Source organism: Myxococcus sp. CA005 (genome assembly GCF_006518205.1).
Lineage (GTDB): Bacteria > Myxococcota > Myxococcia > Myxococcales > Myxococcaceae > Myxococcus > Myxococcus xanthus.
The window spans coordinates 38,141-64,731 of sequence record NZ_SRLV01000024.1; the positions used below are offsets into that span (position 1 = coordinate 38,141).

Annotated in this window: 26 protein-coding genes; 17 read left to right on the top strand and 9 right to left on the bottom strand. The window is 69.9% G+C overall.

The genetic code is table 11. From position 1 onward, the window contains the following. Positions 1-476 precede the first annotated feature (476 nt). Positions 477-2,141, bottom strand: coding sequence for an Ig-like domain-containing protein (locus FMQ63_RS13215; RefSeq protein WP_011554113.1), 1,665 nt, complete (start codon positions 2,139-2,141; stop codon positions 477-479). Positions 2,142-2,366: 225 nt separating this feature from the next. Here FMQ63_RS13215 and FMQ63_RS13220 point away from each other — a divergent pair, with 225 nt between their 5' ends. Together FMQ63_RS13220 and FMQ63_RS13225 are read left to right on the top strand one after the other, a co-directional pair. Further along, entirely contained in the window at positions 2,367-2,747 is a 381-nt protein-coding gene (locus tag FMQ63_RS13220) for a DUF4190 domain-containing protein (RefSeq protein ID WP_011554112.1), read from the top strand. A 120-nt stretch (positions 2,748-2,867) separates the two neighbouring features. Further along, a complete protein-coding gene (locus FMQ63_RS13225; protein WP_011554111.1) occupies positions 2,868-3,521 on the top strand; it encodes a hypothetical protein in 654 nt (217 codons plus the stop codon). A 77-nt stretch (positions 3,522-3,598) separates the two neighbouring features. On the opposite strand, the gene FMQ63_RS13230 is transcribed toward FMQ63_RS13225, so the two are convergent. From FMQ63_RS13230 to FMQ63_RS13240, 3 genes are read right to left on the bottom strand one after another with little or no spacing between them, the layout of a single operon-like run. Beyond that, positions 3,599-4,711, bottom strand: a complete 1,113-nt coding sequence (locus FMQ63_RS13230) for a hypothetical protein (protein ID WP_011554110.1) — start codon at positions 4,709-4,711, stop codon at positions 3,599-3,601. 1 nt (position 4,712) lies between these two features. Beyond that, the gene (locus FMQ63_RS13235; RefSeq protein ID WP_011554109.1) at positions 4,713-5,549 is read right to left on the bottom strand and encodes an ABC transporter permease subunit; all 837 of its coding nucleotides are present in this window, start codon (positions 5,547-5,549) and stop codon (positions 4,713-4,715) included. Further along, the gene (locus tag FMQ63_RS13240) at positions 5,546-6,433 is read right to left on the bottom strand and encodes an ABC transporter ATP-binding protein (protein WP_020478330.1); all 888 of its coding nucleotides are present in this window, start codon (positions 6,431-6,433) and stop codon (positions 5,546-5,548) included. Before FMQ63_RS13240 ends, FMQ63_RS13235 begins: the two co-directional genes overlap by 4 nt. Positions 6,434-6,732: 299 nt before the next feature. On the opposite strand from FMQ63_RS13240, the gene FMQ63_RS13245 reads away from it, so the two are divergent. From FMQ63_RS13245 to FMQ63_RS13275, 7 genes are all read left to right on the top strand, one after another. Beyond that, positions 6,733-6,942 (top strand): hypothetical protein, encoded by a 210-nt coding sequence (locus tag FMQ63_RS13245; protein WP_043613047.1) that lies wholly within the window; start codon positions 6,733-6,735, stop codon positions 6,940-6,942. A gap of 64 nt (positions 6,943-7,006) precedes the next feature. Further along, entirely contained in the window at positions 7,007-7,975 is a 969-nt protein-coding gene (hemB, locus tag FMQ63_RS13250; RefSeq protein WP_225909303.1) for a porphobilinogen synthase, read from the top strand. A 192-nt stretch (positions 7,976-8,167) separates the two neighbouring features. Further along, complete coding sequence (locus FMQ63_RS13255; protein WP_225909302.1) at positions 8,168-8,557, top strand: hypothetical protein; 390 nt, start codon at positions 8,168-8,170, stop codon at positions 8,555-8,557. Then, a complete protein-coding gene (locus tag FMQ63_RS13260) occupies positions 8,554-9,201 on the top strand; it encodes an RDD family protein (RefSeq protein WP_011554104.1) in 648 nt (215 codons plus the stop codon). Before FMQ63_RS13255 ends, FMQ63_RS13260 begins: the two co-directional genes overlap by 4 nt. Then, positions 9,186-11,375: an ATP-grasp domain-containing protein gene (locus FMQ63_RS13265; RefSeq protein WP_011554103.1), complete on the top strand. Its 2,190-nt coding sequence runs from the start codon at positions 9,186-9,188 to the stop codon at positions 11,373-11,375. Before FMQ63_RS13260 ends, FMQ63_RS13265 begins: the two co-directional genes overlap by 16 nt. Before the next feature lie 110 nt (positions 11,376-11,485). Beyond that, the gene (locus FMQ63_RS13270) at positions 11,486-12,838 is read left to right on the top strand and encodes a P1 family peptidase (protein WP_011554102.1); all 1,353 of its coding nucleotides are present in this window, start codon (positions 11,486-11,488) and stop codon (positions 12,836-12,838) included. Positions 12,839-12,880: 42 nt separating this feature from the next. Continuing rightward, positions 12,881-13,000, top strand: coding sequence for a hypothetical protein (locus FMQ63_RS13275; protein ID WP_002636551.1), 120 nt, complete (start codon positions 12,881-12,883; stop codon positions 12,998-13,000). Positions 13,001-13,031: 31 nt separating this feature from the next. Here FMQ63_RS13275 and FMQ63_RS13280 read toward each other — a convergent pair whose 3' ends face one another. Next, positions 13,032-13,505 carry a hypothetical protein gene (locus FMQ63_RS13280; protein WP_020478332.1) on the bottom strand — a complete coding sequence of 158 codons (474 nt, stop codon included), beginning with the start codon at positions 13,503-13,505 and terminating at the stop codon, positions 13,032-13,034. A 109-nt stretch (positions 13,506-13,614) separates the two neighbouring features. Between FMQ63_RS13280 and FMQ63_RS13285 the strand changes: the two genes are divergently transcribed. Genes FMQ63_RS13285 through FMQ63_RS13295 form a run of 3 tightly spaced genes read left to right on the top strand, consistent with a single transcriptional unit; the run spans position 13,615 to position 16,451 of the window. After that, on the top strand, positions 13,615-14,772 hold the full coding sequence (locus tag FMQ63_RS13285; RefSeq protein ID WP_011554100.1) for an AI-2E family transporter: 1,158 nt from the start codon (positions 13,615-13,617) through the stop codon (positions 14,770-14,772). Between the two features lie 60 nt (positions 14,773-14,832). Continuing rightward, positions 14,833-15,888 carry a hypothetical protein gene (locus FMQ63_RS13290; protein WP_216608423.1) on the top strand — a complete coding sequence of 352 codons (1,056 nt, stop codon included), beginning with the start codon at positions 14,833-14,835 and terminating at the stop codon, positions 15,886-15,888. A gap of 50 nt (positions 15,889-15,938) precedes the next feature. Further along, positions 15,939-16,451: a hypothetical protein gene (locus FMQ63_RS13295; protein ID WP_011554098.1), complete on the top strand. Its 513-nt coding sequence runs from the start codon at positions 15,939-15,941 to the stop codon at positions 16,449-16,451. A 16-nt stretch (positions 16,452-16,467) separates the two neighbouring features. Here the strand turns inward: FMQ63_RS13295 and FMQ63_RS13300 are convergent, their stop codons facing one another. From FMQ63_RS13300 to FMQ63_RS13310, 3 genes are read right to left on the bottom strand one after another with little or no spacing between them, the layout of a single operon-like run. Further along, on the bottom strand, positions 16,468-16,803 hold the full coding sequence (locus tag FMQ63_RS13300; protein WP_011554097.1) for an antirepressor protein CarS: 336 nt from the start codon (positions 16,801-16,803) through the stop codon (positions 16,468-16,470). Beyond that, positions 16,800-17,465, bottom strand: coding sequence for a carotenogenesis protein CarR (locus FMQ63_RS13305; protein ID WP_011554096.1), 666 nt, complete (start codon positions 17,463-17,465; stop codon positions 16,800-16,802). Before FMQ63_RS13305 ends, FMQ63_RS13300 begins: the two co-directional genes overlap by 4 nt. Beyond that, on the bottom strand, positions 17,462-18,013 hold the full coding sequence (locus tag FMQ63_RS13310; protein ID WP_020478333.1) for an RNA polymerase sigma factor: 552 nt from the start codon (positions 18,011-18,013) through the stop codon (positions 17,462-17,464). The genes FMQ63_RS13305 and FMQ63_RS13310 overlap by 4 nt, the downstream gene beginning before the upstream one ends. A gap of 192 nt (positions 18,014-18,205) precedes the next feature. On the opposite strand from FMQ63_RS13310, the gene FMQ63_RS13315 reads away from it, so the two are divergent. After that, positions 18,206-18,970, top strand: coding sequence for a ZIP family metal transporter (locus tag FMQ63_RS13315; protein ID WP_011554094.1), 765 nt, complete (start codon positions 18,206-18,208; stop codon positions 18,968-18,970). Between the two features lie 13 nt (positions 18,971-18,983). Here FMQ63_RS13315 and FMQ63_RS13320 read toward each other — a convergent pair whose 3' ends face one another. Continuing rightward, entirely contained in the window at positions 18,984-20,180 is a 1,197-nt protein-coding gene (locus tag FMQ63_RS13320; protein WP_011554093.1) for a metallophosphoesterase, read from the bottom strand. A 170-nt stretch (positions 20,181-20,350) separates the two neighbouring features. Here FMQ63_RS13320 and FMQ63_RS13325 point away from each other — a divergent pair, with 170 nt between their 5' ends. The 4 genes from FMQ63_RS13325 to FMQ63_RS13340 all read left to right on the top strand — a co-directional run bounded on the left by FMQ63_RS13325 (position 20,351) and on the right by FMQ63_RS13340 (position 26,534). After that, on the top strand, positions 20,351-20,827 hold the full coding sequence (locus tag FMQ63_RS13325; protein WP_026114233.1) for an FKBP-type peptidyl-prolyl cis-trans isomerase: 477 nt from the start codon (positions 20,351-20,353) through the stop codon (positions 20,825-20,827). A gap of 118 nt (positions 20,828-20,945) precedes the next feature. After that, complete coding sequence (locus FMQ63_RS13330) at positions 20,946-22,136, top strand: cyclic nucleotide-binding domain-containing protein (protein WP_011554091.1); 1,191 nt, start codon at positions 20,946-20,948, stop codon at positions 22,134-22,136. Positions 22,137-22,570: 434 nt separating this feature from the next. Next, positions 22,571-24,679: an elongation factor G gene (gene fusA, locus FMQ63_RS13335; protein WP_011554089.1), complete on the top strand. Its 2,109-nt coding sequence runs from the start codon at positions 22,571-22,573 to the stop codon at positions 24,677-24,679. 349 nt (positions 24,680-25,028) lie between these two features. Further along, positions 25,029-26,534 (top strand): DEAD/DEAH box helicase, encoded by a 1,506-nt coding sequence (locus tag FMQ63_RS13340; RefSeq protein ID WP_011554088.1) that lies wholly within the window; start codon positions 25,029-25,031, stop codon positions 26,532-26,534. The last annotated feature ends 57 nt before the right edge of the window (positions 26,535-26,591 follow it).

Genomic DNA, 26,591 nt, shown 5'->3' on the forward strand with positions numbered 1-26,591 from the left:
GGACGGCAGGTGGGATAGCAAGCAGTCCCTGCAAATCGGGCTCAGTCCTGCCTGGGCATGGCAGCGGGCGTCGCCCAAGCGCCCCACCTGGCAGCATCCGTATTTCTTCCCCCGCGCCGGAAGCATCGCGGCACCATCTTTCACCAGGTGCGGCAGGTGAAGACCGGAGACACCACGGCGCTGGGCGAGAGCGCGATGTCGGAGCGCAGCCGCACCCTGGAGCCGCGCACCGCCCGAGCCGACCGCGTAGAACGCTTGAACCCCGGAAGCTCGCGCCGGACCACGCCTTCTCGCCCAGTCCTTTTGCAACGCTCGCCGAGCACGGCACCCAACCGTCTTCAACATCTCACGCCACGTCATTCGCCGGACGGTTGCGGAGAGAGGCCGCGCCAGCAGGTCTGGCGCGGCCCTTCGACGGGGCACCCGGACAAGGTGAGACCCGGGGGGCTACCGGGGCGTCAGTGCCCGCCTGTGGCTCACGGAACGGTGACCGTCACTGCGTTGCTGCGTTGGCTGTTGCCCACGCGGTCATACGCGATGGCGACAATGACGTGCGTGCCGGACTTGCCCGTCGTGTCCCACGTACGGGTGAAGGGCGCGGTGGTCGAATAGGGTGTCTGGATGACACCGTCGATCTCGAAGGCGACGTAGTAGAGCGATTGGCTGTCACTCGCATTGGCCGCCAGCGTGACGACACCACTGACGACGTCTCCGTTGGCCGGTGCGGTCAGGACGGACGTGGGCGGCGCGTTGTCGACGATCAGCGAACGGGTGTGCGTCGCGACATTGCCTGCCCTGTCAGTCGCGCGCAGGGTCAGGCTGTAGGATCGATTGGCCAGCACCCGCGTGTCCCACGGGAAGGTGTACCCAAGGCTGGTGGGGCTCGTCAGCGAGCCCTTGAGGTACCCCTCCTGGAAGAACTCGGCCAGGACCACGCCTGAGAGGGACTGGTCCGTCACGGTCCAGCCCACGGTGATGTTGCCGCGCACATAGTTCAGGGTCTGCGGGTTGTACTGGGGCGTGCCCGAAAGAATGATGGGAGCGAAGTTGTCCACCATGACGCTCACCGGGTCGGAGATGCCCATGTTGCCGTCCGCGTCGAAGGCCTGGGCTGTCAGCGCCCGGGTGCCGGAGGGGGACGTCGTCGTGTCCCAGTCCACGATGAAAGGGGGCTGGGCGTCGGAGGCGATGAGGGTGGACCCTGAGAAGAAGTCCACGCGCGTGACGCCGACGTCATCGTAGGCGCTCGCCGTCAGGGTGATGGTGCCGCGCACGGCACTGTCCGGGCTCGGCGAGAGGAGCGTCACGGTAGGGGCTGCGCTATCGGTGCACAGCAGGTTTCCGAAGTCCTTCGCGAGGCGCCGCGCGTCGGTGGATTTCGAGCGCGCTGAGTCGAGGACCGATTCCGTCGTGCTCACCTGGAGCCGGCCTGGGGCGGCGGTGAATCGGTCGGTGACGGCCTGGAGGGTGGTGTTGAATGCCTCCGTACCCGGAGTCTGCGTGGCGAGTGCATGCCATTGCCGGGCCCAGTGGAGCGCGTCCGAGGGCTTGGATGCATGCAGGTCGTACACGAGGGTGGCGGTGAGGGGCAGTGGCTTGCCGTCCGCATCGATTGCATCGAAGACCAGGTGGCCCTCGCCAGCGCTGTGCCGGTCCGAATTGTGGGTGTCCACGTGGTTGACGATGGCCTTCAGCCGCATCGGTGCCTTCGTCATGTCCAGGGTGCCATCCGCGAGTCGGGGCCACGCTTCGAGGAGCTGGGGCACGAGCGTGCGGGCGACCGCGTCCTGTTCCGCACCCCGCTGGAGCCTGTCGCGGACGAACTCGGAGGGCGCGACGTCTCCGCTCATCTCCGCCAGTCGTCGGCCGAAGCTCCACGCGCCGTCCGCGGCCCCGCGCACCATGGGCATCGCTCCGGACCAGGCCGTACGCACCGGGTCATTCAGCACGGTCGCATCCTGGATGAGCAGCTCCCGCTCCGGTTTGATGGAGGAGAGGCAATCCAGAGGCGCGCTTGTCTGCAGGAGCTCGGCCTGGGAGCTCTCCGACGCGTCCGGGACATCACCACAACCGATGGATGCCAGGGCCGCCGCGCCAAGCAGTGCGGAAAGGCCACGGGCCCCTTTCGAAACGATGCGCATGTGGATTCTCCCTTGAGGAGGCTGTGCTCGCATGGAATTGAGAGCGGCAGCGCGCAACGATATATCAAACAATCGGCTGGGGCGCGCCAGGGGAGGGGAGTGGATGTCGCGACCGAGCCCTAGTGAGGGCCCGTCCTATTAGTGCCTGTCATTGTGGGGTGTAATTCTTCAGGGAAAGCCCGCCGCGAGGACTGTCTCTGTCCCGGGGCGTGATAGAGAACGGGCATGGATGCGACGGTCGCGCTGTGCCCCCTTCATCCCGAGCGGCCCGCGGAGGGGACGTGCAGCCGCTGCGGCACCTTCTTGTGTGAAGGCTGCCGCAGGTGGCAGGTGGGGCGCATGCTCTGCCTTCACTGCCACACCGTCGCGCTGGGAGAGAAACCCTCCAAACGCGCCACGCTGGCGCTCATCTTCGCCACGGTGGGGTTCATCGGGTTCGTGCCGGGCCTCGTGGGGCTCGTGCTGGGCTACCAGGAGCTGGCGGCCATCCGGCGCGGTGCCGCTCCTGGCTCAGGGGAGGGATGGGCCGTGCTCGCTCGCAACGTTGGCTGGTTCCACATGGCCATGCTGGTCATCATCGGCCTCGGCGTGGCCCTGCGAGGCTGAGCCGGCCCCGGGGCTTCGCCACGGCGCCGCCTGAAATCGCCCGTGACTTTGCAATGTCATTCATAGGACAGCTAGCTTCGCCCCCCTGACCCGGTTTGGGGTCGACAGAGGGGGATTCACGTGGGGTCGAAAAAGCTGGCACTGGAGGCGGGTGGCCCGCCTCGCTTGGAGTTGTCGTGGGGCTGGGGGTGGAAGCAGTTCACCGTCACCCTGGATGGAAAGGTCGTGGGAACGTTGAACGGTGGGGCGGCCGAGCTCAAGCGGGGCGTGTTCTTCACGCTCCCTGACGGGAGTTCCCTGAACGTCCTGCTCCTGAGCGGCGTCTTTCGCACGGGCCTGGCGGTGTCGCGCGACGGGGAGGCACTTCCAGGCTCGGACACGGACCCGTCGCAGCAGGTCAAGCGCGCGGCGAACATGCTCTACTTCCTGGCCGGGGTGAACACCTTGCTCGGCGTCATCGGGCTGCTGGTGGAGAGCGAGGCCCTGGAGGCCGCGGGGATGGGGCTGGGCTCCATCCTCTTCGGCGTGGTGGTCGCGGTGCTTGGCTTCTTTACCTACCGGGGCACCCGGGCGGCGCCCATCCTCGCCGGCATCCTGTACATCGCCGATGCGCTCACCACGGTGGTGGATACCGTCACGGAGGGAGGGCGCGTGCCCGTCGTCGCCCTCATCATCCGCGCCTATATCATCATCACACTCTTCACCGCGGCGAAGGCTGCGGCGGAGCTGCGCCGTCGCGAACAGGAAGGCGCGGGCGTGTCGCTTCAGCCCTGACTCCAGGAACGATGACGCCCCCGGGCCAGAGAAGGCCAGGGGGCGTCATGGACAGCGCGAAAGCAACGACTCCCGGCCTATCGCTCAGCCGCCTCCGCCGCGCTCCGCTCTTCCTTGCAGAACGCCAGTCGCTGCTTGATGACGTCGAGCGGCACCGCCATCTCCAGCTTGAAGGACGTGCCATCCGGCTGGACGCGGGCGAAGTCGAGCAACTGCGCCAGGTCCTTCTCACCCTCCGCCTGCGCCTTGATGCGCGCCATGCTCAGCGCGGCGCCCAGCGTCTTGCCCAGGTCCGTGACTTCGTCGCCATTCGCGCCGCGGACCTCGGCGACCATCGCCACATCGCCGCTCGCGTCCACGTGGAGCTCCACGTTCTGGGCCACCCGGCGGATGCGGTCCGCCAGCTCCGCCTGCTCCTTGGGCAACAGCCGCGCGAGCTGGTCCACGGACAGCACGCCATACATCTCCCCGTAGGTGCTGCCCTCGGAGATGGCGGGGGGCTCGTCCGGACCGCGGCCCTCCACCCGGTCCACCACCGCCTTCACCTCGTCCGGCGACTTGCCAATCACCAGCAACTCGTTGTTCCACGTCGCCACCGCGGCCTCGCTTCGGCCACGCGCCGTGCTCCCATCCGGCCGCGTCACCGTCATGTCGCCCGGCTCGTACACCCGGGCGCCTTCGCCGTAGTCCATGGACACGCGCTCGCCCAGCAGCTCCTTGAACTTCGCGTTGCCGAAGTTGCCCGACAGCATCATCCCTTCATCGGTGATGACCAGGCGGTCCAGGTCCTGGAGCGGGTCCACGCCACTGAGGTTCCGCAGCTCCTGCAGCCGCTTTCCGCCATCCCGCATCAGGCAGTCCAGCAGCAGCTCACCAATGGGCGAGTGCCGCAGTGCGTTCGCCTCGATGACCACCGCCGTCTTTCCCTCGCCGCGGGGCAGGGCGGCCAGCAGGGGGTCCCTGGGACGCGCGCGCTCCTGCGTGCCCGCGTCCACCTGCACGGGCATGACGTGTGTCCGGCGCCGCTCCGCGCGCTCCCGCTCGGGGGCCCGCATCCGCCGGGGGAATTCCACCTTCGGCGTCTCCATGGCGGGCTCTTCACCCTGCCCGGTGAACATCAACACCGCGGCCACCACGAACAGCATCGCCGCCACGACGAGCCACACCCGGCGGCGTCCACGGTTGTCCATGTCAGTAATCCTTTCCCTCGAAGCGCCAGAACCCCACCGCCAAGGCTCCGAATCCAAACACCAGCACACCGAGCAACAGCAAGCCCAGCGAGCGCACCTCCAGCGGCGTGGACGCGGCGATGTCGCCCGCGGCCACGGCCAGCGCGGACAGCCGCGGCAACACCAGCGTCACCGCCCGGAAGGCTTCGCGTCCAAATCCCTCCTCGAAGAAGGGCGTCATCTGCTGCCGGTAGCCCGCGATGATTCCTCCCACCAGGAAGACGAAGCCGGAGGCCGCGCACAGCGCTGCGCTGCGCACCAGCGTCGCCGCCGTCAGCATCACCGCGTACACCGCCGCGAATCCCACGCACGCCAGCAATCCGGCGATGAGCGGCCCCGCCGTCCAGTACCCCGCCTTCACGCCGAAGATGAGCACCAGCCCCGTCGTCCCATACAGCGTCCCACCCAGCGCCAGCACCATCACGCCCAGGAACGTCCCCGCCAGCAGGTGCCAACGCTGGATGGGCAGCGCCAGCAGGTGCTCGATGCGCCCGGGTGACATCAGCGACGGCGCGAAGTCCGAGCACGCGACGATGCCGAACAGGATGCCGCCGTAGAACACCAGGAACGCCGCGGCCTGGTACACGGGCCGCAGGGCCACGTCGACGGAGCGGATGCTCGAGCGAATCTCCTCGCCGAACAGCCGAGACGCCGCGAGCGCTCCGTCCACCACTTCGATGCGCAAGCTCAGCGCCACCACGGTCAGCACCAGGGTGATGCCCACCATGAACGCCAGGATGAACTTGCGCGACATCGCCTCACGGAGCACGTAGCCCGCGATTCCCAGGACGGGCTTCACGCCGCGGCCTCCACTGTTCCCATCAGCACCGACTCCAGGTCCGTTCCGTCACGCCGCAGCTCCACCATCAACGCCCCCGCCGCGCGCGCCCGGTCCAATGCCCGGTTGAGCGCCGCCGGGTCCTCCGCCTCGACGACGTATTGTCCCTCCGCGACGCCTCGGACGAAGCCTGCCGTCACCAGGGCCTCCGCGTTGGCGCCCGGGGCGAAGCGCACCAGCCACCGGACGCCGCCGCGCGCCAGGTCCTCCAGCCGGCCCTCGCGCACCACGCGGCCTCCCGCGAGGATGGCGACGCGGTCACAGACACGCTCGGTCTCCGCCAGCAGGTGGGAGTTGAGGAACAGCGTCGTGCCTCGCTGCACCTCGTCTTGGAGGATGCGCCGCACTTCCATCCGCCCCATGGGGTCGATTCCGTCCGTGGGCTCGTCCAGCACCAACAGGGAAGGGGTACCCACCAGCGCCGCGGCCAGGCCCAGCCGCTGACGCATGCCCTTGGAGTACCCGCCAATGCGCCGGCCCACCGCGTCCGACAGGCCCACGCGCTCCAGGAGGCGCAGGTTCACCGCGGGGTCCACGGGGAGGCCCTTCAGCCGCGTCACCGTCGCCAGGAAGGCGGGCGCCGTCCAGGTGCCGGGCAGGTGCAGGCGCTCGGGCAGGTAGCCGATGCGGGCGCGGATGCGCGGGTCCTCGGGCGAGCCCCCCAGTACCCGGATGGACCCCTCCGTGGGCTGGACGATGCCGAGGATGCTCTTGATGAAGGTCGTCTTGCCCGCACCGTTGGGGCCGATGAGGCCGAAGGCGCTTCCTTCCGGCACCGTCAGGTCCATGCCTCGGAGGGCCTCGGTGCCGCCCTTCCGGAAGGCCCGGTGGTACGTCTTCCTCAATCCCCTCACTTCGATGGCGGGTTCCTGGTTTGTCACGGTCGGGACTGTAGACGACTGGACGGTCCATCCATTGCGTCAGGTTGCCGGGCGGTCGTCGGGACGGGCGGAACGGTCTCCTGGCCGCGCGCTGCGGCGCTCCGTTCGCGCCCGTGGGAAAGCCGCTTCGCACGCCTGCGGTGCCTGCCGCGCCGCGGTAGCTCGTTGTTCCGGGGACTTGGCGGCTTGCAGATTCTTTGGAGCTCCACGGTCCGGCCCATGCATCGGCCGGCGGCACACTCAAGCCACGAGGAGCACCAGACATGACGTACGAGGACCGCATCGAACAGCAGCTGCTGGATGCCCGCCGCGAGCTGGAGCAGGCCGACAAGGACCTGGCGACCGGGACGGAGGCGGCACGCGTGCGCTACGCCCGCGCCCTGCACGAAGCGGACATCGCCGAGCGCCGCGCCCTGCGGCACGCACGGGAGGCTCGGAACCATCAGAAGAGCTGGAGGCTCGTCGCAGGCTGAGCAGGCGGGCCGGGGGCGCAAAACGATGAAGGTGCGGCGCCGCCGGTTTATACCGGCGACCGCCATGGCCTATCCCATCCACCGACCCCGCCGCCTGCGCCGCAACGCCGTCCTGCGTGACATGGTGCGCGAGACGCGCCTCGACCCGGGCGACTTCATCTACCCCCTCTTCGTCGTGGAAGGCCGGGACGTGCGCCGTCCCATCGTCTCCATGCCGGGGATCTTCAACCTGTCGCTGGAGCACGTCGTCGCCGAGGCCAGGCACGCCCGGAAGCTGGGCGTGCCCGCCGTCCTCCTGTTCGGCATCCCCAACCACAAGGACGCCCGCGGCACCCAGGCCTACGCCGACGACGGCATCGTCCAGCGCGCCATTCAGGAGATCAAGGCGGCCGAGCCGGACCTCCAGGTCATCGTCGACGTCTGCCTGTGCGAGTTCACCGACCACGGCCACTGCGGCGTGTTGGAAGGCGGCCACGTCGTCAATGACGCCACGCTGGCGCTGCTGGCGAAGATGTCCGTGAGCTGCGCCAAGGCGGGCGCGGACATCATCGCTCCGTCGGACATGATGGATGGCCGCGTGGCCGCCATCCGCGCCGCCCTGGACGAGACGGGCTTCGGCGAGCTGCCCATCATGGCGTACTCGGCCAAGTTCGCGTCCGGCTACTACGGGCCGTTCCGCGAGGCCGCCCAGAACACGCCCACCTCCGGTGACCGCCGGGGCTACCAGATGGACCCCGGCAACGTCCGCGAGGCCCTCAAGGAAGTGGCCCTGGACGTGGAGGAGGGCGCGGACATGATCATGGTCAAGCCCGCGCTGGCCTACCTGGACGTCATCCGCGCCGTGCGCGAGCGCTGGGAGCTGCCCGTCGTCTCCTACAACGTGTCCGGCGAGTACTCGATGCTCAAGGCCGCCGGGCAGAACGGGTGGATTGACTACGAGCGGGTGATGCTGGAGACGCTCACGTCCATGAAGCGCGCCGGCTCCGACCTCATCATCACCTACCACGCCCTGGAGGCGGCGAAGCTCCTGTAGGCAACAGCCGGGCGGACCCGCGGCGGGTTGAGTCTTGATCCGCCGCGCGCGTTGCGTCCAAATGTGCGTCGCACGATGCCAACCAAAAAGCGGCCTGGACGAAAGTCCCAGAAGCCCCCGCCCCAACGCCGGTCCACCGCGAAGAAGCGGTCCGGCGCCGGTCGCGCGGCCCGTGTCACCCCCCCAGGACCCTTGCAGTACAAAGTGGTCGAGCTGTCCACGGTGGACGAGGGCTCCCTGGAGCGCACCCTCAACGAGTGGGCGGCCAAGGGCTGGAACCTCGACGGCATCCAGTTCGCGATGCGCGAGTCCTCCAAGCGCCCGGCCATGGCCTTCGTCCTCTTCACGCGCCAGGGCAGCCCCGCCCAGCATGATGAAGACGCGGCGCGCGGGCGGCTGATGCGAATGTCGGAGACGGGCAGCCCCACCGCGGCGCTCGCGGCCGAGTACACGCGCGAGCACGTCGAGTGGGCCGCGCCCATGATTTCTCCTTTGAGCGCCCACGAACGGCTCGCGCGTCTGGCGGGGCTGGATGAGCCCGAGCCGCGCGAGGAAGGACTCACGCTGGAGCCGGAGGAGTGAGCACCCCGCGAAGCCGCGTGTTCATGGCGGCAAGCCGGCAAGGGGGTGGCCGCGCCTTGCGGTTGGTGTCCGGAGACGCGCAACCCGATTCGCCCTATCCCAAGGCCTCGCTCTGGCTGCGCGGCGGCGCGCGGGCGGTGGACGTGTCGGTGGCGTGGGGCCTGTACGTCGTGGGAGGGGCGGCGGGCGCGGTGGTGGCGCTGCTGTTCCTGCTGCTGGCGGATGGGATGCTCCAGGGCCAGAGCGTGGGCAAGCGCATCTTCGGCGTGAAGGTGATGCATCTGCCCACGCGCTCGGCGGCGCGGCACCGCGACAGCACCCTGCGCAACGCGCCGCTGGCGCTCATCGTGCTGCTGGGAATGATGCCCGCGCCGCATGGGACGGTGGCCGCGGCCGCGGGGCTCATTGTCATCGGCAGCGTGGAGGCATGGTGCGTGCTGAGGGATCCGCTGGGCTGGCGGCTGGGCGACACCTGGGCGCAGACGCAGGTGGTCGACGGGAAGGTCGTCGCGGGCGTAACCGTTGCAGCTCGCACGCCGGTCGCGCATGAGCGCGCCTCCGGCAGGCTCATGTCCGCGGCGAAGGTGCGCCGTGGACGCTCGTCGTTCAGGAAGCGAAGGGGGTACCCATGCGCATCGCGCTGACCCACAACCTCAGGCTGTCTGATTTGGAAGAAGAGGCGGAGTTCGACACGCAGGAGACGGTCAACGCGCTCGCGGCGGCCATCGAGCGCATCGGCCACCGGCTGGAGCGCTTCGAGGTGAGCGGCCCGGCCTCGCGCACCGTGGCGCGGCTGGAGGCCTACAGCCCGGACCTCATCTTCAACACCGCCGAGGGCCGCCGCGGCCGCTTCCGCGAGGCCTTCTATCCGGCCCTCTTCGACGAGCTGGGCTTCCCGTACACGGGCTCGGACGCGTACGCGCTGGCGGTGACGCTCGACAAGCAGCTCACCAAGCTGGTGCTGTCCAAGCAGGGCATCCGCACGCCCGGCTGGCAGTACGTGGAGAAGCTCAGCGAGCTGTCCGCGGAGAACCTGCGCTTCCCTGTCATCGTGAAGCCCAACTTCGAGGGCTCGTCCAAGGGCATCAGCCAGGACTCCATCGCGGAGACGCTGGACGAGGTTCGCGCCAAGGTGGCCGCCGCGCTGGAGAAGTACCCGTCCGGCGTGCTGGTGGAGGAGTACATCTCCGGCCGCGACCTCGCCGTGCCGTTCCTGGAGTCGGTGGACAATGACTACGACGGCGTGCTCTCCCCGGTGGAGTACGTCATCGACCCGGCCGTCACGCAGGGCCGCAAGTACGCCATCTACGACTATGCGCTGAAGACGTCGCGGGAGGGCACGGTCAGCGTGCGCGCCCCTGCGCAGATTCCGCCTCGCACGGCGGAGGACGTCCGGCGGATGGCGCAAAAGGTGTACCGGGCGCTCGACTGCCGCGACCTGGGCCGCATCGACGTGCGCCTCAGTGACGCCGGCGTGCCGTACTTCCTGGAGATCAACGCGCTCCCCAGCCTGGAGCCGGGCGCGGGCATCTACGCGGCGGCGGAGCTGGACGGCCTGCACCTGGATGGGGTCATCAACTCCATCATCACCAGCGCGGCGAAGCGGTACAAAATCAAGGACTCGTCGCGTCGCCAGGGCAAGCCAGCGCGCAAGAGCGGTCCGCTGCGCGTGGGCTTCAGCTTCAACGTGAAGCGCGTGAAGCCCACGGCCACGGCGGAGGCGGTGGAGGACAGCGAGGCCGAGTACGACTCGCCGAACACGCTCCAGGCCATCCGCGAGGCGATTGCGTCGTGGGGCCACGAGGTCATCGACCTGGAGGCCACGGCCGAGCTTCCCTCGGTGCTGTCGAGCACGCCGCTGGACGTGGTGTTCAACATCGCGGAGGGCTTCAAGGGCCGCAACCGAGAGAGCCAGGTCCCGGCGCTGCTGGAGCTGCTGGACATCCCGTACACGGGCTCGGACCCGGCCACGCTGTCCATCGCCCTGGACAAGGGCCTGGCGAAGAAGATTGTCCGGCAGGCTGGCATCCTCACGCCCAACTTCCAGCTCATGGCGACGGGCAAGGAGCGCCTCAACAAGGAGTTCACCAGCTTCCCGCTCATCGTGAAGCCGGTGGCGGAGGGCAGCTCCAAGGGCGTCGTCACCAAGAGCGTCTGCCACAGCGAGGCGGAGCTGCGCGAGGTGGTGCGCGAGATTGCCGGCAAGTACCAGCAGCCCGCGCTCATCGAGGAGTACATCCGCGGCCGTGAGTTCACCGTGGGCCTGCTGGGCGAGCGGCGTCCCCGCGTCCTGCCGCCCATGGAGATCGTCTTCCTGGACCGGGAGGAGAAGAACCCCGTCTACAGCTTCCAGCACAAGCTCGATTGGACGGACCGCATCCGCTACGACGCGCCGGCGAAGCTGGAGCCCGCGCTGCTGGAGCGGCTGCGCACGGCGGCGCGCAACTCGTTCATGGCGCTGGGATGCCGCGACGTCGCGCGCATCGACTTCCGCATGGATGACAAGGGGCGCATCTACTTCATCGAGTGCAACCCGCTGCCGGGCCTGACGCCGGGCTGGAGCGACCTGGTGCTCATCGCCCAGGGCGCCGGCATGGACTACCGGGGGCTCATCGGCGAAATCATGGCCCCCGCCATCCCCCGCTACAAGGAGCGCGAGGCGCGCCGCGCCGCCAGCGAGCACCCCGCTTCGGTGTTGCGCAAGAGCGTGCCCCTGGAGGAGGGGACTCCCGCCGCCGCGCAGCCCGTGGCCGCGACGGCCCCCGCACCGGCATCCCCAGCGCCGGAGCCGTCTCCGCGCATGGACGCGAAGGCCTGAGTCCCACGCGACGCCCTGGCCGCCCCGTCCCATGCCTCCTCTTCGAGGGGGCGGGCGGGGCTGCCTGGAGTGGTTGACTGTGGGGATCGGTCGGTTAGTGTCCTCCCTCTATGGTGCACATCCCCGAGGAGACGGGTCCGCGCGTTCGGGCCCGTGAGCTGGGCCTGCCGCTGGGGCGCTTCAAGCCCGGCAAGTTCAACGCCATCACCGACGTGGAGGGGGTGCTCGTCGGGCACAGCACGTTGATACGTGGCGAGGGCCCGCTTCGTCCCGGGCACGGTCCGGTGCGCACGGGGGTCACCGCCATCCTCCCCAACCAGGGGAACATCTTCATGGAGCGCATGACGGGGGGCGGCTTCGTGCTCAACGGCGCGGGCGAGGTCGCCGGCATGACGCAGCTCATGGAGTGGGGCCTCATCGAGACGCCCATCCTCCTCACCAACACCATGGCGGTGGGCGCGGTGTCGGACGGCGTGGCGCGTTACCTGGTGGACCGCTACCCCGGCATCGGTGACGAGCACGATGTCATCATCCCCGTGGTGGGGGAGTGTGACGATTCCTGGCTCAACGACATTTCCGGGCGCCACGTGCGCGAGGAGCATGTCTTCGAGGCCATCAACAACGCCTCCACTGGCCCCGTGGCCGAGGGGAACGTGGGCGGCGGCACTGGCATGGTGACGTGCGACTTCAAGGGCGGCATCGGCACGTCGTCCCGCAAGTTGCCGGAGGTGCTGGGCGGCTACACGCTGGGTGTGCTGGTGATGTCCAACTTCGGGAAGATGCACAACCTGCGGGTGGGCGGCATGCCCGTGGGTGAGGTGCTGGCGGAGAAGTTCAAGGGCACGCCCAAGCGCGGCCAGACGTACGGCTCCATCATCGCGGTGGTGGCCACGGACGCGCCGTTGCTGAGCCATCAAATCAACCGCCTCTGCAAGCGCGTGGCGCTGGGCATTGGCCGCGTGGGCAGCTACGCGGCGCACGGCTCAGGGGAGATTGTCGTCGGCTTCTCCACGGCGAACATCATCCCCCGGCGCACGCAGAAGATGGTCTACAAGCTGAAGCTCCTCCTGGATCAGCGCCTGGACCCCCTCTATGAGGCGGTCATGGAGGCCACCGAGGAGGCCATCCTCAACGCCATGTGCATGGCCACGTCCATGACGGGCGCCAACGGCAACCACTGTCCGGCGCTCCCCCTGGGCGAGGTCCGGCGCTTCCTGGACGCCTACAAGCCGATTTTCGCGTCCGTGAAGAAGCGCCCCCAGCAGTCGAGCGCTCCGGCGGCCAAGGAGCGGCCCAGCAACGAGGACCGGGAGGGGGACGTGACGGTGTCCACCGCCCGGCCGACCCAGGTCCGGAGCGCCGAGGGAATCCCGTTTCCCACCCGTCCGGCACCGGACGACACCGGCGAGCCGGGGGGGCCCGAGGGTTCCTCTTCCGGGAGCCCGCCGGGTTCTGATAGTTAAGCCCCTCTTTTCACGTCTCCGTACGGAGCACAGGAGTCAAAGATGGCCCGCAGCAAGAGCAAGCACCGTCGCGTGCAGATGAAGATCAAGCAGGCCTGGAAGAAGCGGGCCAAGAAGAACAAGGCCGAGGCCAAGGCCGCCGCGGAGTCGAAGAAGAAGTAGTCGTTCCGACCGCGCTCGTGCGGCCCGTGGCTCAGTCCCGGGTCGCCGAGAACGGACTGTTGACGTTGCAGCGCTGCCCCCCCGTGTCGGATGCGCGCACGTAGCTGCCCGTGAGGACGCCGTTGATGGACGCCGTCCCGCCATCCGTCAGCGGCGCCAGGTAGCTGCCGGTGAGCGTCAGGGTGTCCGTCCGGTTCGCCGAGGGCACTCCCGTTCCCGTCATCAGGAAGGTCCCCTGGGTGGTGATGGTGCCCCGGACGGGGACGCCCGCCAGCCGGCTGGTGAGGTTTTCGCCCGAGCGGGCGATGTCCAGGACTTCACCCGTGGGAACCTCCACCCCCAGGAGCGCGCACTCCGGAGGCACGCCCGCGCCTGTGTCGAATTGCAGCCGGTAGCGGCCTTCGACCGCGGGGCATTCCGTGCAGCGGGGGGCTTCTCCGCCACAGCCTCCGGTGGTGAGCAGGAGCAACCCGGCGAAGAAGGGGGCGAAACGTCCAGAAGTCATGACTTGGTTCTCCTTGAGGCGGAAGCCGGACTTCCCGGTGGGACGGCCGGTTCCTACGTTGGGCAAGGGCGGCGTTCGGTGGGCTCGCAGGGCGGGGTGGGGTGAGGCGGTGGCTGACTCGAGGCGGTGGTCCAATTTTGTATTCGCCGGGCTCTTTGCCCTGGCGCTGATTCTCTTCTCCAGGATTCTGCTGCCGTTCCTGATGCCGGTGTTGCTGGGCGGCTTCCTGGTGGTGCTGTTCATGCCGGTGCAGGACTCCCTGTGCCAGAAGCTGGGGGGCCGCAAGTCTCTCAGCGCCGGGGTGTCCACCGTCACCGTGTTCGTCCTCATCCTGGCGCCGCTGGCGCTGGTCGGGTGGATGGTGGCGCGCGAGGTGTTCCAGTTCGTGGGCCAGGCGCAGGTCTTGCTGGAGCAGCAGCACCTGCGTCACCCGTTCCTCGCCAGCCTGCCGCTGGGCTTGGAGCGCTATCTCCGGCTGGGCGTGGACAGCGCGGAGACGGAGCGGGCGCTCCTGGCCGCGATGACGGGCGGCGCGTCGTTGCTGCGCGACGTGGCGGCGGCGGGCACGGACCTGGTCATCAACCTGTTCCTGATGTCCGTGGCCATGTACTACTTCTTCCTCGACGGGCGCCGGCTGGTGGCCGAGGTCATGCGGCTCATCCCGCTGGACAGGCGCTATTTCGAGGCCTTCGCGCGCGAGTTCACCGACGTCGCCTACGCCATCATCTATGGCAACACCGTCACCGCGCTCATCCAGGGCGCCGTGGGCTTCGTCGGGCTGCTCATCGCGGGGGTGCCGCATGCCGGCGTGTGGGGCGCGGCCATGGTGCTGGTGGCGCTGGTGCCCGTGGGCGGAACGGCCCTGGTGTGGGGGCCCATTGGCGTGGTGCTCATCGCCGCCAACCAGGTGAGCGAGGGCGTGTTCCTCCTGGCCTGGGGCGCCTTCCTGGTGGGCAGCATCGACAACGTCATCCGGCCCCGGCTGTGTGGTTCGCGCATGGCGCTGCACCCGCTGCTCGTCTTCCTGTCCATGTTCGGCGGGCTGGCCGTGTTCGGGATGATGGGCCTGCTGGTGGGGCCGCTCATCGCCTCCATCTTCATGGCCATGGTCCGCATCTACCGCCGGGACTTCCTGGGCATCGGCCGCGCCGAGCACCTGTCGGCCCATGATGAGAACACGTCGGCGCCTCCCATGTCCGAGCCCGCCTCCTCCCGCATGTCTCCCGCGGCGCCGGCGATGGGACCTGCCGCGACGCTCAACGCCTGAGCGGCGGGAGAACCGCCGAGCCTGGACTTCCCCGACGGGGTGGGTGAACCTCCCTGGGGAATGACGACCGCCCGACACTCGATGGTTCGCTGGGGGCTGTGGTGTGCCCTGGTGGTGGCGCTGGCCTCGCCGCAGGCCCTGGCTGCCGCGGCGAAGCGGAAGGACTCGGGACCGGCGAAGCCGAGCGTCGTGGTGCTGGAGGTGGAGGGAGATGCGCGGCAGCGGCAGGCCCCTTTCCTGGAGGTGGCGCTGGATACGGGCTCTGGCGGCACGGTGGGAGACGCGCCGGCGCGCCCGCCCCTGGCGCGGCTGACGTTGGGGGGCACGACGACGTGGCGCAACTTCTGCGCGCGGCCCGGCGTGAAGTCCTGTGGCGAATATGACCGGCTCCCGGCGAACGAGCGCCTGGGGGACACGGTGAGCTATGCGTCGTCGGTGCCGTACCTGGGCATCGCCGCCGAACTGGAGCTGCTGCCGCTGGCGAACAGCGAATCCCTGCTGCGCGGCCTGGGCCTGTCGCTGGGGTATCGGCGTGGGTATTCCTCCACCAACGTGACGCTGGTGAGTGACGCCGGCCGGTCGACCACGCGCGAGGCGGTGGCCACCGACTCGGTGCTCACCGCGCAGGCGCTGTACCGCTACTTCTTCGGCATGGGGGAGGCGAACGCGTCGCTGGGCCATGCGGGGCTGCGCGCGGGGCTTCTCACCCGCGCCTTCGACGTGGACGCGTCCTCCAACAGCCCGCTCACCGGGACGCACCGCTTGTTCCCCGCCGTGGGGTTGGAGGTGTCGGTGCCGCTGGTGCGCTGGGTCCGGCTGGAGGGCGCGGGTCAGTTCTTCCTGAGCCCGAAGCCGGGCAAGGGCCTGGGCGCCGGCAGCGCGGCGTTGGACGCCGAGGTCAGCGACTACGGCACGTCGGTGTCCAGCTTCGGCTGGGAGGCGGAGCTGGGCGTCGGGGGCGACATCTGGGGGCCCTTCGGTTACTCGGTCCGCTTTCGCCTGTCCCGCTTCCAGGACACGTTCTCCGGCGCCGGCACGAAGCTGGGCTGGGATGAGGGCGGCGTGGCGGCGGAGACGTACTCCAGTCTGCACTGGGGCATCACCGCGTCCTACTGAGGCGCGTTGTCGGCTCCCACTCTGGCGCGGCGGAGGCGTAGGGTGCGGACATGTCTGAGCACGTGTCCCCCCAGGAGCTGCGTAGGAAGTGGAAGCTGGCGAACGCGGAGCCGCTGGAGGGCGGTCACCGGCTCGAGGCGTACCGCGCGCTGGCGCAGAGCTGTCCCGCGTTCGTTCCCAATCTCCTGTCGTTGAGCCGCACGTTGCTGGCCGGCCGGAACGAAGCGGCGGACCCGGAGGCCGCGGTGTCTGAGGCCGAGCAGGTGCTCCGCTCCGCGTCGGACGTCTCCGCGGGGGCCCCGGAGCCCCTGCTGGCGCTGGGACATTTCCTCGTCTCAGTGCGACAGGCGCCCGATGAGGCGGAGCGCGCCTTCTCCTCCGCGGCCAGCGCCGCGATGGCCTTGCTGGAGGAAGCGTGGGCGGGCTGGATTCACGCGCTGGGCGCGCAGGGACAACTGGAGGCGGCGCTGGAGGTGGAGGAACGGGCGCGGAGCCTCTTTCCCAGCTCCAAGGCGATTTCTCAGGCGGTGGCGTTCGCGCGAGCGCAGTCGGGTACGCGCTGACGCGGGGCCCGCCACGTCAGGGCAGGCGCTCCAGCGAACTCCGGCCGCCGGTCCGCACGGCCTGACGGTGCTGGGCAATCCGGTTGCGGGCCCACTCCGGGGCCAGCTCCAGCTCCTCCGGGAAGAAGAGGTCTTCGCCCAGCCCTTCGACGAGCACCTGGATGAGCGGGTCATCGGGGTACTGCGTGGCCGGGTCGTCGAACACCAGCCCCACGACGATTCCCGTCTGGCCCAGGAAGCGCTGGCTGATGGTGCCGTCCTCGGAGTGCGGAACGACCTTCACCTTCGCGCCAATGCGCACCGGTGCGCCGTCCACGTCATGGCAGATGATGAGTGAGGGGTCCTGGATCATGGCGCGTAGGAACGGGGTTTGAGCGACTTCGAGATGACCACCAGTACGACGGTGATGACGACCCATGCGAGCAGGTGGTGGGAGAGGACGTGCCGCCAGTCCTGCTCACAGGCGAGCTCTCCGAGCAGCGCGCCCGTCGAGCCCACCGACAGGCCCGCCACCACGGCGCGCAGCGGCTGGAAGAAGGCCCCGCGCAGCGCGAACAGCGCCACCACCAGCGGCACCACGCCGATGGCCAGGTGACTGACGGTGCAGACCCAGCCCGGGAACGATGGGGGACTGTGCGGCGCGCCCCGGGCGAGCACCAGGGCCGCCGCGCTGACCACCGCCAGCCCCACGCCCAGCCGGCGCATCCAGCGGCCCTTGGGAGACAGCGCGCCCCAGGCGCACACCGCGCTGGTTCCCACCAGCATCGCCAGCAGGGGCGCGCGCGCCAGGAGCAGGGGGCCGGTGACCGCGCCCACCGCGAGCAGCACCACGGCCGCCAGCAGGCCCAGTCCCGCCGACGCCGCCATCAACCCGACGGCCTGCGTGCGCCAGCGCCGCACCGGACGACGAAGCGCCAGTTCACCCCGGGCCGCGGCGAGCACGCGCTCCAGCGCGGCGTTGTCCTTCGCGGGCGTCTGGGTGAGCAACGAGTCCAGGTCCATCGGTGGCTTCATCGCGCCACCTCCAGCTCCAGCTCGCCCAGCAGCTCGCGCAGCTTCTCGTAGCCCCGGTGCGCTCGCAGCCGCGCGGCGCCAGGGCTGATGCCCCGCAGCGCGCCAATCTCCTCGAAGGACCAGCCCTCCACCTTGCTGAGCACCACGGCTTCACGGTGGTCCGGGTGGAGTTGTTGCAAGGCGTCCAGCAGGTGCCTGCGCAGCGACGGGTCGCTGTCATCCGGCGCCGCGGATGCGGGCGTCGCGGTGTCCTCCCGGGAGGCATAGGCGTCTACGTGCCGCTGATGCCTCAACGCGTCGCGCGCGGCGTTCGCGGCAATGGTCATCAGCCAGGGGATGAAGCGGGTGCCGGGCTCGTAGCGGCCCCGCGAGCGGATGACGGACAAGAAGGTGGCCTGGAGCAGATCTTCCGCGAGCGCGCCATTGCGCACCATCCGGGCCAGGAAGCCTTGGACCCGCGGCGCGTGCCGCGCGAAGAGGTCCTCGAAGGCGTCCTGTGCTCCGTCGCGAAACCGTTCCATGAGTGCTTCGTCCGTTTGGCTCCGCATCACCCGACTCCTCTACGGGCCACCTGCGAAAGTGTTTCCGGCGCTCGCGCTTCTCAAGGTTCGGTGAGGAAAGCTCTGGAAAGTCACGGGGTTGCGAACGCCAGCAGCATCCCGTCCTGCCCTGGAGGGCGAGGCCGTTAGTGTTGGGCGCGGAGGCACCTCGGACGCGTGGACCATTGGAGCATCGAAGGCATGGGGGCGGGGTTGGTGGCAAGCCTGCTGGCGGGCACGGCGACGGGACTGGGCGCGCTGCCCGTGCTCGTCACCTCGGAGCTCAGCCGGAAGGCCCAGGACCGGATGTTGGGCTTCAGCGCGGGCGTGATGCTGGCGGCCACGTCCTTCTCGCTGGTCATCCCCGCGATGGAATTGGTGAGAGGGCAGGGCCATGACGGGCCTTCGGCGGCACTGCGCGTGGCGGCGGGTGTGTTGCTGGGTGGGCTGTTCCTGCGCGTGTGGCACGACTTGATGCCGCACGAACACGCGCTCAAGGGCCACGAGGGCCATGGCGGCACGAAGTGGAACAGCGCGCTGCTGTTCGTGCTGGCCATGACGCTGCACAACTTCCCGGAAGGCCTGGCGGTGGGCGTGTCCTTCGCCGCGCCGCAGCCGGAGCTGGGCCTGTCGGTGGCGCTGGGAATCGGCGCGCAGAACATTCCCGAAGGCCTGGTGGTGGCGCTGGCGCTGCGGGCCTCGGGGGCGTCCGCGTCGCGCGCCGCGTTCCTGGCGCTGCTCACCGGCATGGTGGAACCGGTCGGCGCGCTGTTCGGCGTCCTGGCCCTGTCACTCAGCTCCGCGCTGCTGCCGTGGGGACTGGCCTTCGCGGGCGGGGCGATGCTCTATGTCATCAGCCACGAGATGATTCCGGAGAGCCACCGCGGCGGCTTCGAGCGCGAGGCCACCACCGGCCTCATGTGGGGCTTCGTGCTCGCGTTGGTGCTGGACATGTCGCTGGGCTGACGCGGCCCGAGGGCTACGCGGGCAGCAGCACCAGTCGGGCAATCTCCGGGGGCGCGCCCACGCGCATGGGTGGGCCGACGAAGCCACAACCCCGGCTGACGTAGATGAGCGAGTCGCCCGTGCGGCTCAGGCCCGCGTTGCGGTCTCCCCAGATGAGGTCGCCCATCAGGTTGCCCGGGAACATCTGTCCGCCGTGCGTGTGCCCTGAGACTTGGAGCCCCACGCCGCGCCGGGCCACCTCGTCGAAGTTGGACGGCTGGTGTGCCAGCAGCACGGAGGCACGGTCGGGCCGCACGTCGCGCAGCGCCGCGTCCAGGTCATAGCCGCGCTCGCCCATGCGGTGCGCGCTCCAGTCGTCCACGCCCGCCAACTGGAAGGAGGCCGCGCCGTCGCCAATGGACACGGAGCGGTTGCGCAGCGCGTGGATGCCCAGCCCCTCCAGGAAGGCGACCCACGAATCGGCGCCCGAGTAGTAGTCGTGGTTGCCGGTGACGAACCAGGTGCCGTACCGCGCGCGCAGCTTCCCCAGGCTGGCGGCGAAGCCCCCCAGCGCATTCACGGAGCCGTCCACCAGGTCCCCGGTGATGGCGATGACGTCCGGCTTGAGTGCGTTGGTGCGGGACACCAGCTCATCCATGAAGCGGCGCTGAATCACCCCTCCGATGTGGATGTCGGTGAGTTGCACCAGCGTGAGGCCTTCCAGCTCGCGCGGCAGGTGGGGCAGCCGCACGGGGATGTCTCGCACATCGGGTGGGTGGTATGCGCGCCAGCCGCCGTAGGAGCTCGTCGCCACGCCCGCGAGCCCCGCGCCCACCGCGAGCCCCTGACCCAGCAGCGCCCGGCGCTCCGGCGACGCGGGCGCGGTGGGGGCCGTCGTCTCCGCGCGTGCCTTGCGGCGCTCACGCCACGCGGCCAGGGCCCGCACCATGTCCACCGCCAGGGTGAACATGAGCAGGTAGAGGACCAGGCCAATCCACAGGAGGAAGACGATGCCCAGGCGCCGGGCGCCCTCCGAGGGCAGCACGGAGCCAATGGCCCGCGCGCTCAGGGCTCCGACGAAGCCCACGGCGAACAGACCCTGGGCGGTGCGCCGCAGCCACTTGCGCTTCGTCACGTCACGGACGAGCCGACGGTAGAGATAGACATGGCCCACCGACAGTACGGCGAGCACGGGAATGAAGAAGAGGAGCAGGCTGACCCAGCGTGGCATCGGGAATCCTGCATAACGAATGCGTTCCCGCCGCGCTCCAGGATTCCAGGGGGGCAGGCGGGAAGGCGGCATGGGCACACCCCTGGCCCCTTTCCCACGCCGCCGCGCCGGGGCAGGCTTCGCCATCCCGCGAGGCCGATTCCCGGTTCACGCACCCCTTCGAGGTCGTCATGCTCCGCTCCCTGCTGGTTCCCATGCTCCTGGCTGTCTCGCTGCTCGGCTGTGGCGACGACGAAAGCGTCAACCCCGATTCGGGAGACCCGACCAAGGTGACGTACGCGGAGTCACTCAATGTGGACCTGGCCGAGATGACCCGGCTGGAGAGCGGGCTCTACATCCAGGACACCTTCGTCGTGGAGGATGGCGCGCAGGCCGAGGCGGGCAAGCGCGTGCAGGTGCGCTACACGGGCTACCTGCCGGACGGCCGCAGCTTCGACGCCACCGGCAACGGGCCCGCCATCGGCTTCACCCTGGGCGTGGGGCAGGTCATCGCGGGCTGGGATGAAGGCATCGCCGGCATGCGCGTGGGGAGCCGTCGTCGCCTCATCATCCCGTCGTCCCTGGGTTATGGCGCCACCGGCTCGGGCAGACGGATTCCGCCGTACACGGTCCTCATCTTCGACACCGAGCTCGTGTCCGTCCGCTGACGGAGGCGAGGAACTCCGCTCGCCGACGTGCTATAGGATTTCCTTGTCTTCCGGGAAGTTCGGGTCGGCGTGGACCGGCCTGGATGTTCGTGGTGACCCGGAATGGGGGAGGCGAGCGATGTCGCGGTCCGAGGCGGAGATGAGTTTGGAAGGCCCCCGAGCAGCAGTCCCGGGGGAGGGCGCGTTCCACGGGCTGCTCACGCAGCCGTCGTCCGAGGTGGCGGCGCAGCTCTACGAGGAGCTGGGGAGCTCCCAACGCGAGCGGCTCCAGAAGGAGGCCGCGCAGGCCGCGGTGGCGGAGCGCCAGCGTCTGGCGGAAGTCCTGCGCCAGGCCCGTGACTTCTCGGGCGCCGCGCGCCTGCTGGATGGCTGCGGCGCCGCGGGCCTGGTGGCGGAGCTGTACGTCCAGGGCGGGCGTTACGTGGACGCGGCGGAGGCGTACCTGCGCGCGGGTGAGGTGGAGCGCGCCGCAGCCGCCTTCGAGCGGGGCGGCGCCATGGAGCGCGCGCTGGAGGCCTACCGCGGCCTGGGCGCGCGTGAGGCCATGGCGCACTGCCTGGTGCGCCTGGGGCGTCCGTACGAGGCGGCGCAGCTCTACCGCGAGCTGGGCCAGCCGCACGCGGAGGTGGAAGCGCTCGCGAGCGTTCCCTCCGGTGACCCGCGTCACCTGGAGTCCGTGCTGCGCATGTGCAAGCTGCTGGATGGCGAGGGCTTCACGCGGCGTGCGCTGGCGCTCCTGGCCGACACGGTGCGCGGCACGGAGTCGGCACGGGGAGACCCGGCGCTGGCGGCGGAGAAGGCCCGGCTGCTGCGCCGCCTGGGCATGGACGCGGAGGCCGAGGCCGTCATTGCGCGCCTGCCCTCGAACGCGGCGGCGCCGGAGGCCAATGGCTACCACTACTTGAAGGCCATCCCCATCTTCGGAGAGCTGTCGCTCGATGACATGAAGGACCTGTACCGCGTGGCGCGGCAGGTGCTCATCCCGGCGGGCGGGGTGCTGCTGGAGAAGGGCTCGCCGGGCAGCGGCCTCTTCGTGCTCCTGGAGGGCGAGGTGGACGTGTTCAGCGGGCCGGAGACGGATGCGCGCCGGCTCAACACGCTGGGGCCTGGCGCCTACCTGGGAGAAATCTCCCTGGTGCAGGATGCCCCGGTGTCCGCACACGTCCGCGCGCGCACGGCGGTCCGCGCCCTGCGCGTCACCCGCGCGGGTTTCCAGCACTACCTGGACACGCATGACGCGGCGGCGCTGCGCATCTTCCGCCTCTTCACGCACAACCTCGCGGCGCGCGTGCGGGCGCTCAGCACCTGACGGCGCGCATGTCTGTGATTCCGGGCTCGCGTGTTCGCACCCGTGCCCGGATTGACAACACGGCGTCTGTGCTTTAATTCAAACGCATCATGAGGCCCGTCTTCTTCAACGCCCTGCTGTGTGCGCGCACGTTCGCGCCGGCGGCGGACGTGTGCCTCGCCCCCCGTCACGAGGTTCTGCTCGACATTTGAGTTGGCGGACCGGTGTCTCCGGCGCGCGGGTTGGCTGGTTCCCGTGTGCCGTGAGCCCCGGCTCCGCCCTCTCTCTTGCCGCGTCCTCGTGTGTCCTCACGCGTCCCTGAGCGGGCCTGACGTGCCCCTCCGGCGAGTCGCGCGTGTGTGCCGCTGAGGCGTTCGCGGCGTCATCCCTTCATTTCAACCGGCGCCTCAATTCAACCCGCGGGCCTCGCTGCTCGACGGGAACGGGAGTCCTTCATGTCTCGCCACACACGCATCGAGCGGTACCGCAACATCGGCATCATGGCGCACATCGACGCGGGGAAGACGACGCTCACCGAGCGCGTCCTCTTCTTCACCGGTCGCATCCACTCCGTGGGAGAGGTGCACGACGGAGCCACGGAGATGGACTGGCTGCCGCAGGAGAAGCAGCGCGGCATCACCATCACCTCCGCGGCCACCACCGCGTTCTGGCAACCCCGGCAGGGGATGGGCGCGGGTGTGCCCCACCGCATCAACGTCCTGGACACCCCAGGGCACGTGGACTTCACCATCGAAGTGGAGCGCTCGCTGCGCGTGCTGGACGGCGCGGTCGCCGTCTTCGACGCGAGCCAGGGCGTGGAGCCCCAGTCGGAGGCGGTGTGGCGGCAGGCGGACCGGTACAACGTGCCGCGCATCGCCTTCATCAACAAGATGGACAAGGTGGGCGCGGACTTCGCCATGAGCGTCGCGTCCATCCAGGCGCGGCTGGGCGCGCGGCCGGTGGCCGTGCAGTGGCCCCTGGGCGCGGGCTCGGAGTTCCGCGGGCTGGTGGATCTGGTGCGCATGCGGGCCGTGATGTTCGACGGGGAGGACGGAAGCTTCGTCGACGGCCAGGCCGTTCCGGAGGCCGTGCGCGCGGAGGTGGAGGCGCAGCGGCTGCGGCTCATCGAGGCGTGCGCGGACGAAGACGCCACCGTGCTGGAGAAGTTCGTGGACGGGCGATTGGAGGACATCACCGCGGAGGACCTGGAGCGCGCGCTGCGCTCGGGCGCTCTCGCGCGGACGCTGGTGCCGGTGCTGTGCGGGTCGGCCTTCAAGAAGAAGGGAGTGCAGATGTTGCTGGACGCCATCGTCAACTACCTCCCCGCGCCGTCGGACATGCCCGCCGTGGAGGGCTTTGTTCCGGGCAAGGAGGAGCGTGTGTCCCGGCCCGTATCCGATTCGGGGCCGCCTTGCGCCCTGGCCTTCAAGCTCATGAGCGACAAGGCCGTGGGCGGCATCGTGTTCCTCCGCGTCTACTCGGGCACGCTGCGTGCGGGCACCGTCCTGCTCAACCCCGCCACCGGGCGGCGTGAGCGGGTGGGGCGCTTGATGTTCATGCACGCCAACCGCCGCGAAGAAGTGGCGGAGGTCCATGCGGGAGACATCTGCGCGGCGCTGGGCCTGAAAGGCGTGCGCACGGGCGACACGTTGTGCGACCCGGCGGAGCCCGTGGTGCTGGAGTCGCTGGGCGTCATGGAGCCCGTGGTGCAGCTCGCCGTGGAGGCGCGCTCGCCCGCGGAGCTGACGAAGCTGGAGGACGGCCTGCACCGGCTGGCGGCGGAGGACCCGTCGCTGCGTGTGGGCGTGGACCCGGAGAGCGGCCAGGTGCTGCTGTCCGGCATGGGTGAGCTGCACCTGGAGGTGGTGGTGGACCGCTTGAGGACAGAGCACGGCGTGGAGGCCCGCGTGGGCCAGCCAAAGGTGGCCTGGCGCGACACACTCCGGCGCCAGGTGCGGCAGGAGTACCGCCACGTCCGCCAGTCGGGCGGGCCTGGACAGTACGCGTACGTGGTGCTGGACGTGGGGCCGGCGCCGCGTGGCGCGGGGCTCGTCTTCACGGACGACACGCGCGGGGGCACCATCCCCAAGGAACTGGTGCCCGCCATCGAGAAGGGCGTGGCCGGGGCCATGGCCCGAGGCGTGCGGGACGGCGTGCCGCTGGTGGACGTGGAGGTGCGGCTCTTGGATGGGGACACGCACGTGCGTGACTCCACGCCCCAGGCCTTCGCCGTGGCGGGCTCCCTGGCGCTCCAGGCGGCGGCGCACAGGGCGGGCGTGCAGCAGTTGGAGCCGGTGATGGAGGTGGAGGTCACCACGCCCGAGGAGTACCTCGGCGAGGTGTTGGGAGACCTGGCGGCGCGGCGGGGGCGGGTGCTGGGCATGGAGGCGCGCGGCGTGGTGCGGCTCGTCTCCGCGCGGGTGCCCATGGCCAGCCTCTTCGGCTACGTCACCGGGCTGCGCGGCCGCACCCAGGGCCGGGCCCAGGCCAGCATGCGGCTGGGCGCGTACGAGCCGGTGCCAGAGGCACTCCAGGCCTCTTACGCGGCGGAGGCCCGTGCCTGAGGTGAAGGGCGGCCCCGGGAGCCAGGAGTGGCTCCCGGGGCCTGTAGGGCATTCCGGGTCTTTCGACTTGGAAGGATCTGGACCCTGTACAAATGTCCATCAGGGGCCACAAAACCGGAAAGCAAGCCGTTGATTTCACGGGACTTCCGGGACGGGAAAGTGCAGGGTCCCGCGCCGATTCTCCGGAATGGGTAGGGGAGACCCCCTGTTCCCATCCGTTCCCAAAGCGGTTCGGCCGGCCGGGCCCGACCGCGCACCGCCAGGCGCCCCGGACATACGTCCGACTGGGCGCGCTGCGCGGGCTTCCTCCCCTGGGGAGGAGGCGGGCTCACTTCAACGTCAGGAACCCATGACTTTCGACGATCTTCAGCTTCACGACACCCTCCTGCGCGCCGTCAAGGCAGAGGGTTACACCACCCCCACGCCCATCCAGCAGAAGGCCATCCCCCACGCGCTGGCCGGGCGGGATGTACTCGGCGTGGCCCAGACGGGCACGGGCAAGACGGCGGCCTTCGCGCTGCCCATCCTCCAGCGGCTGTCCGCCAAGGCGCCCGCGGGCGGGGCGCGCCCGGTGCGCTGCCTGGTCCTGACGCCCACGCGCGAACTGGCGGGTCAGGTGGGTGACAGCTTCGGGACCTACGGCAAGGGGCTTCCCCTGCGTCACGCCGTCATCTTCGGTGGCGTGGGCCAGAATCCGCAGGTCCAGACGCTGCGCAATGGCGTGGATGTGCTGGTGGCCACGCCGGGCCGCCTGCTCGACCTGATGGAGCAGGGCTTCGTGTCGCTGCGCTCGCTCGAGGTATTCGTGCTCGACGAGGCGGACCGCATGCTCGACATGGGCTTCATCCACGACGTGCGGCGCGTCATCAAGGCGCTGCCGCCCAAGCGGCAGACGCTGTTCTTCAGCGCCACGCTGCCCCCGGACATCGTGGACCTGGCGCGCAGCATCCTCACGGACCCCATCCGCGTGGAGGTGACGCCGGCGTCCAGCACCGCGGAGACGGTGAGCCAGCAGGTGTACTTCGTGGAGCGCGAGCAGAAGCGCGGGCTGCTGACGCACCTGCTGAAGGAAGGCAACATCCACCGCGCGCTCGTCTTCACCCGCACCAAGCACGGCGCGAACCGGGTGGCGAAGCAGTTGGAGGGCGCGGGCGTCAGCTCGGCGGCCATCCACGGCAACAAGAGCCAGAACGCCCGTGAGCGCGCGCTCGACGAGTTCCGCTCCGGGACGCTCCGCGTGCTCGTGGCCACGGACATCGCCGCGCGCGGCATCGACATCGACGGGCTGAGCTACGTCGTCAACTACGACCTGCCCAACGTGCCGGAGCAGTACGTGCACCGCATTGGCCGCACCGGCCGCGCGGGGGCCAGTGGCACCGCTGTGTCCTTCTGCGACGCCGAGGAGCGCGCGTACCTGCGCGACATCGAGCGCACCATCCGCCGCAACGTGCCCGTGGTGGAGGACCATCCGTACCGCTCGGGCCAGCCCGCGCCGCGTCCCGTGAGTCATGCGTCCGGCGCCGCGCCGGAGGCCCGCCCTTCGGGCAACGGTGGGCGGCCCCAGGGCACGCCGCGTCCCGCGGGCAACGGTGGTGGAGGCGGGCACTCCGCGGGGGCTTCGCGCCGCCGCCGGGGGGGCCGTGGTGGCGCTGGCGGCGGAGGCCGTGGGCAGGGTCGTCCCGAGGGTGGCCGCTCGGCGCAGGGCTCGGGTGGCTCCGGTGGCAACGCCAGCCGGGGTGGCCAGGGCGGTTCCAGGGGTTCGGGTGGCGGCCGTCCCGCGGTGGCGCAGGCTCCGGCGAAGGCCCCCGAGGCCTCCCCGCTTCCTCCGCGTCGCCCATCGCCCAAGTGGTTCTGAACGGCTGAGGCCAGGCGTCGGCTCCGGCCCGCCGTGAAGTCCAGGAAGGGAGCTCGC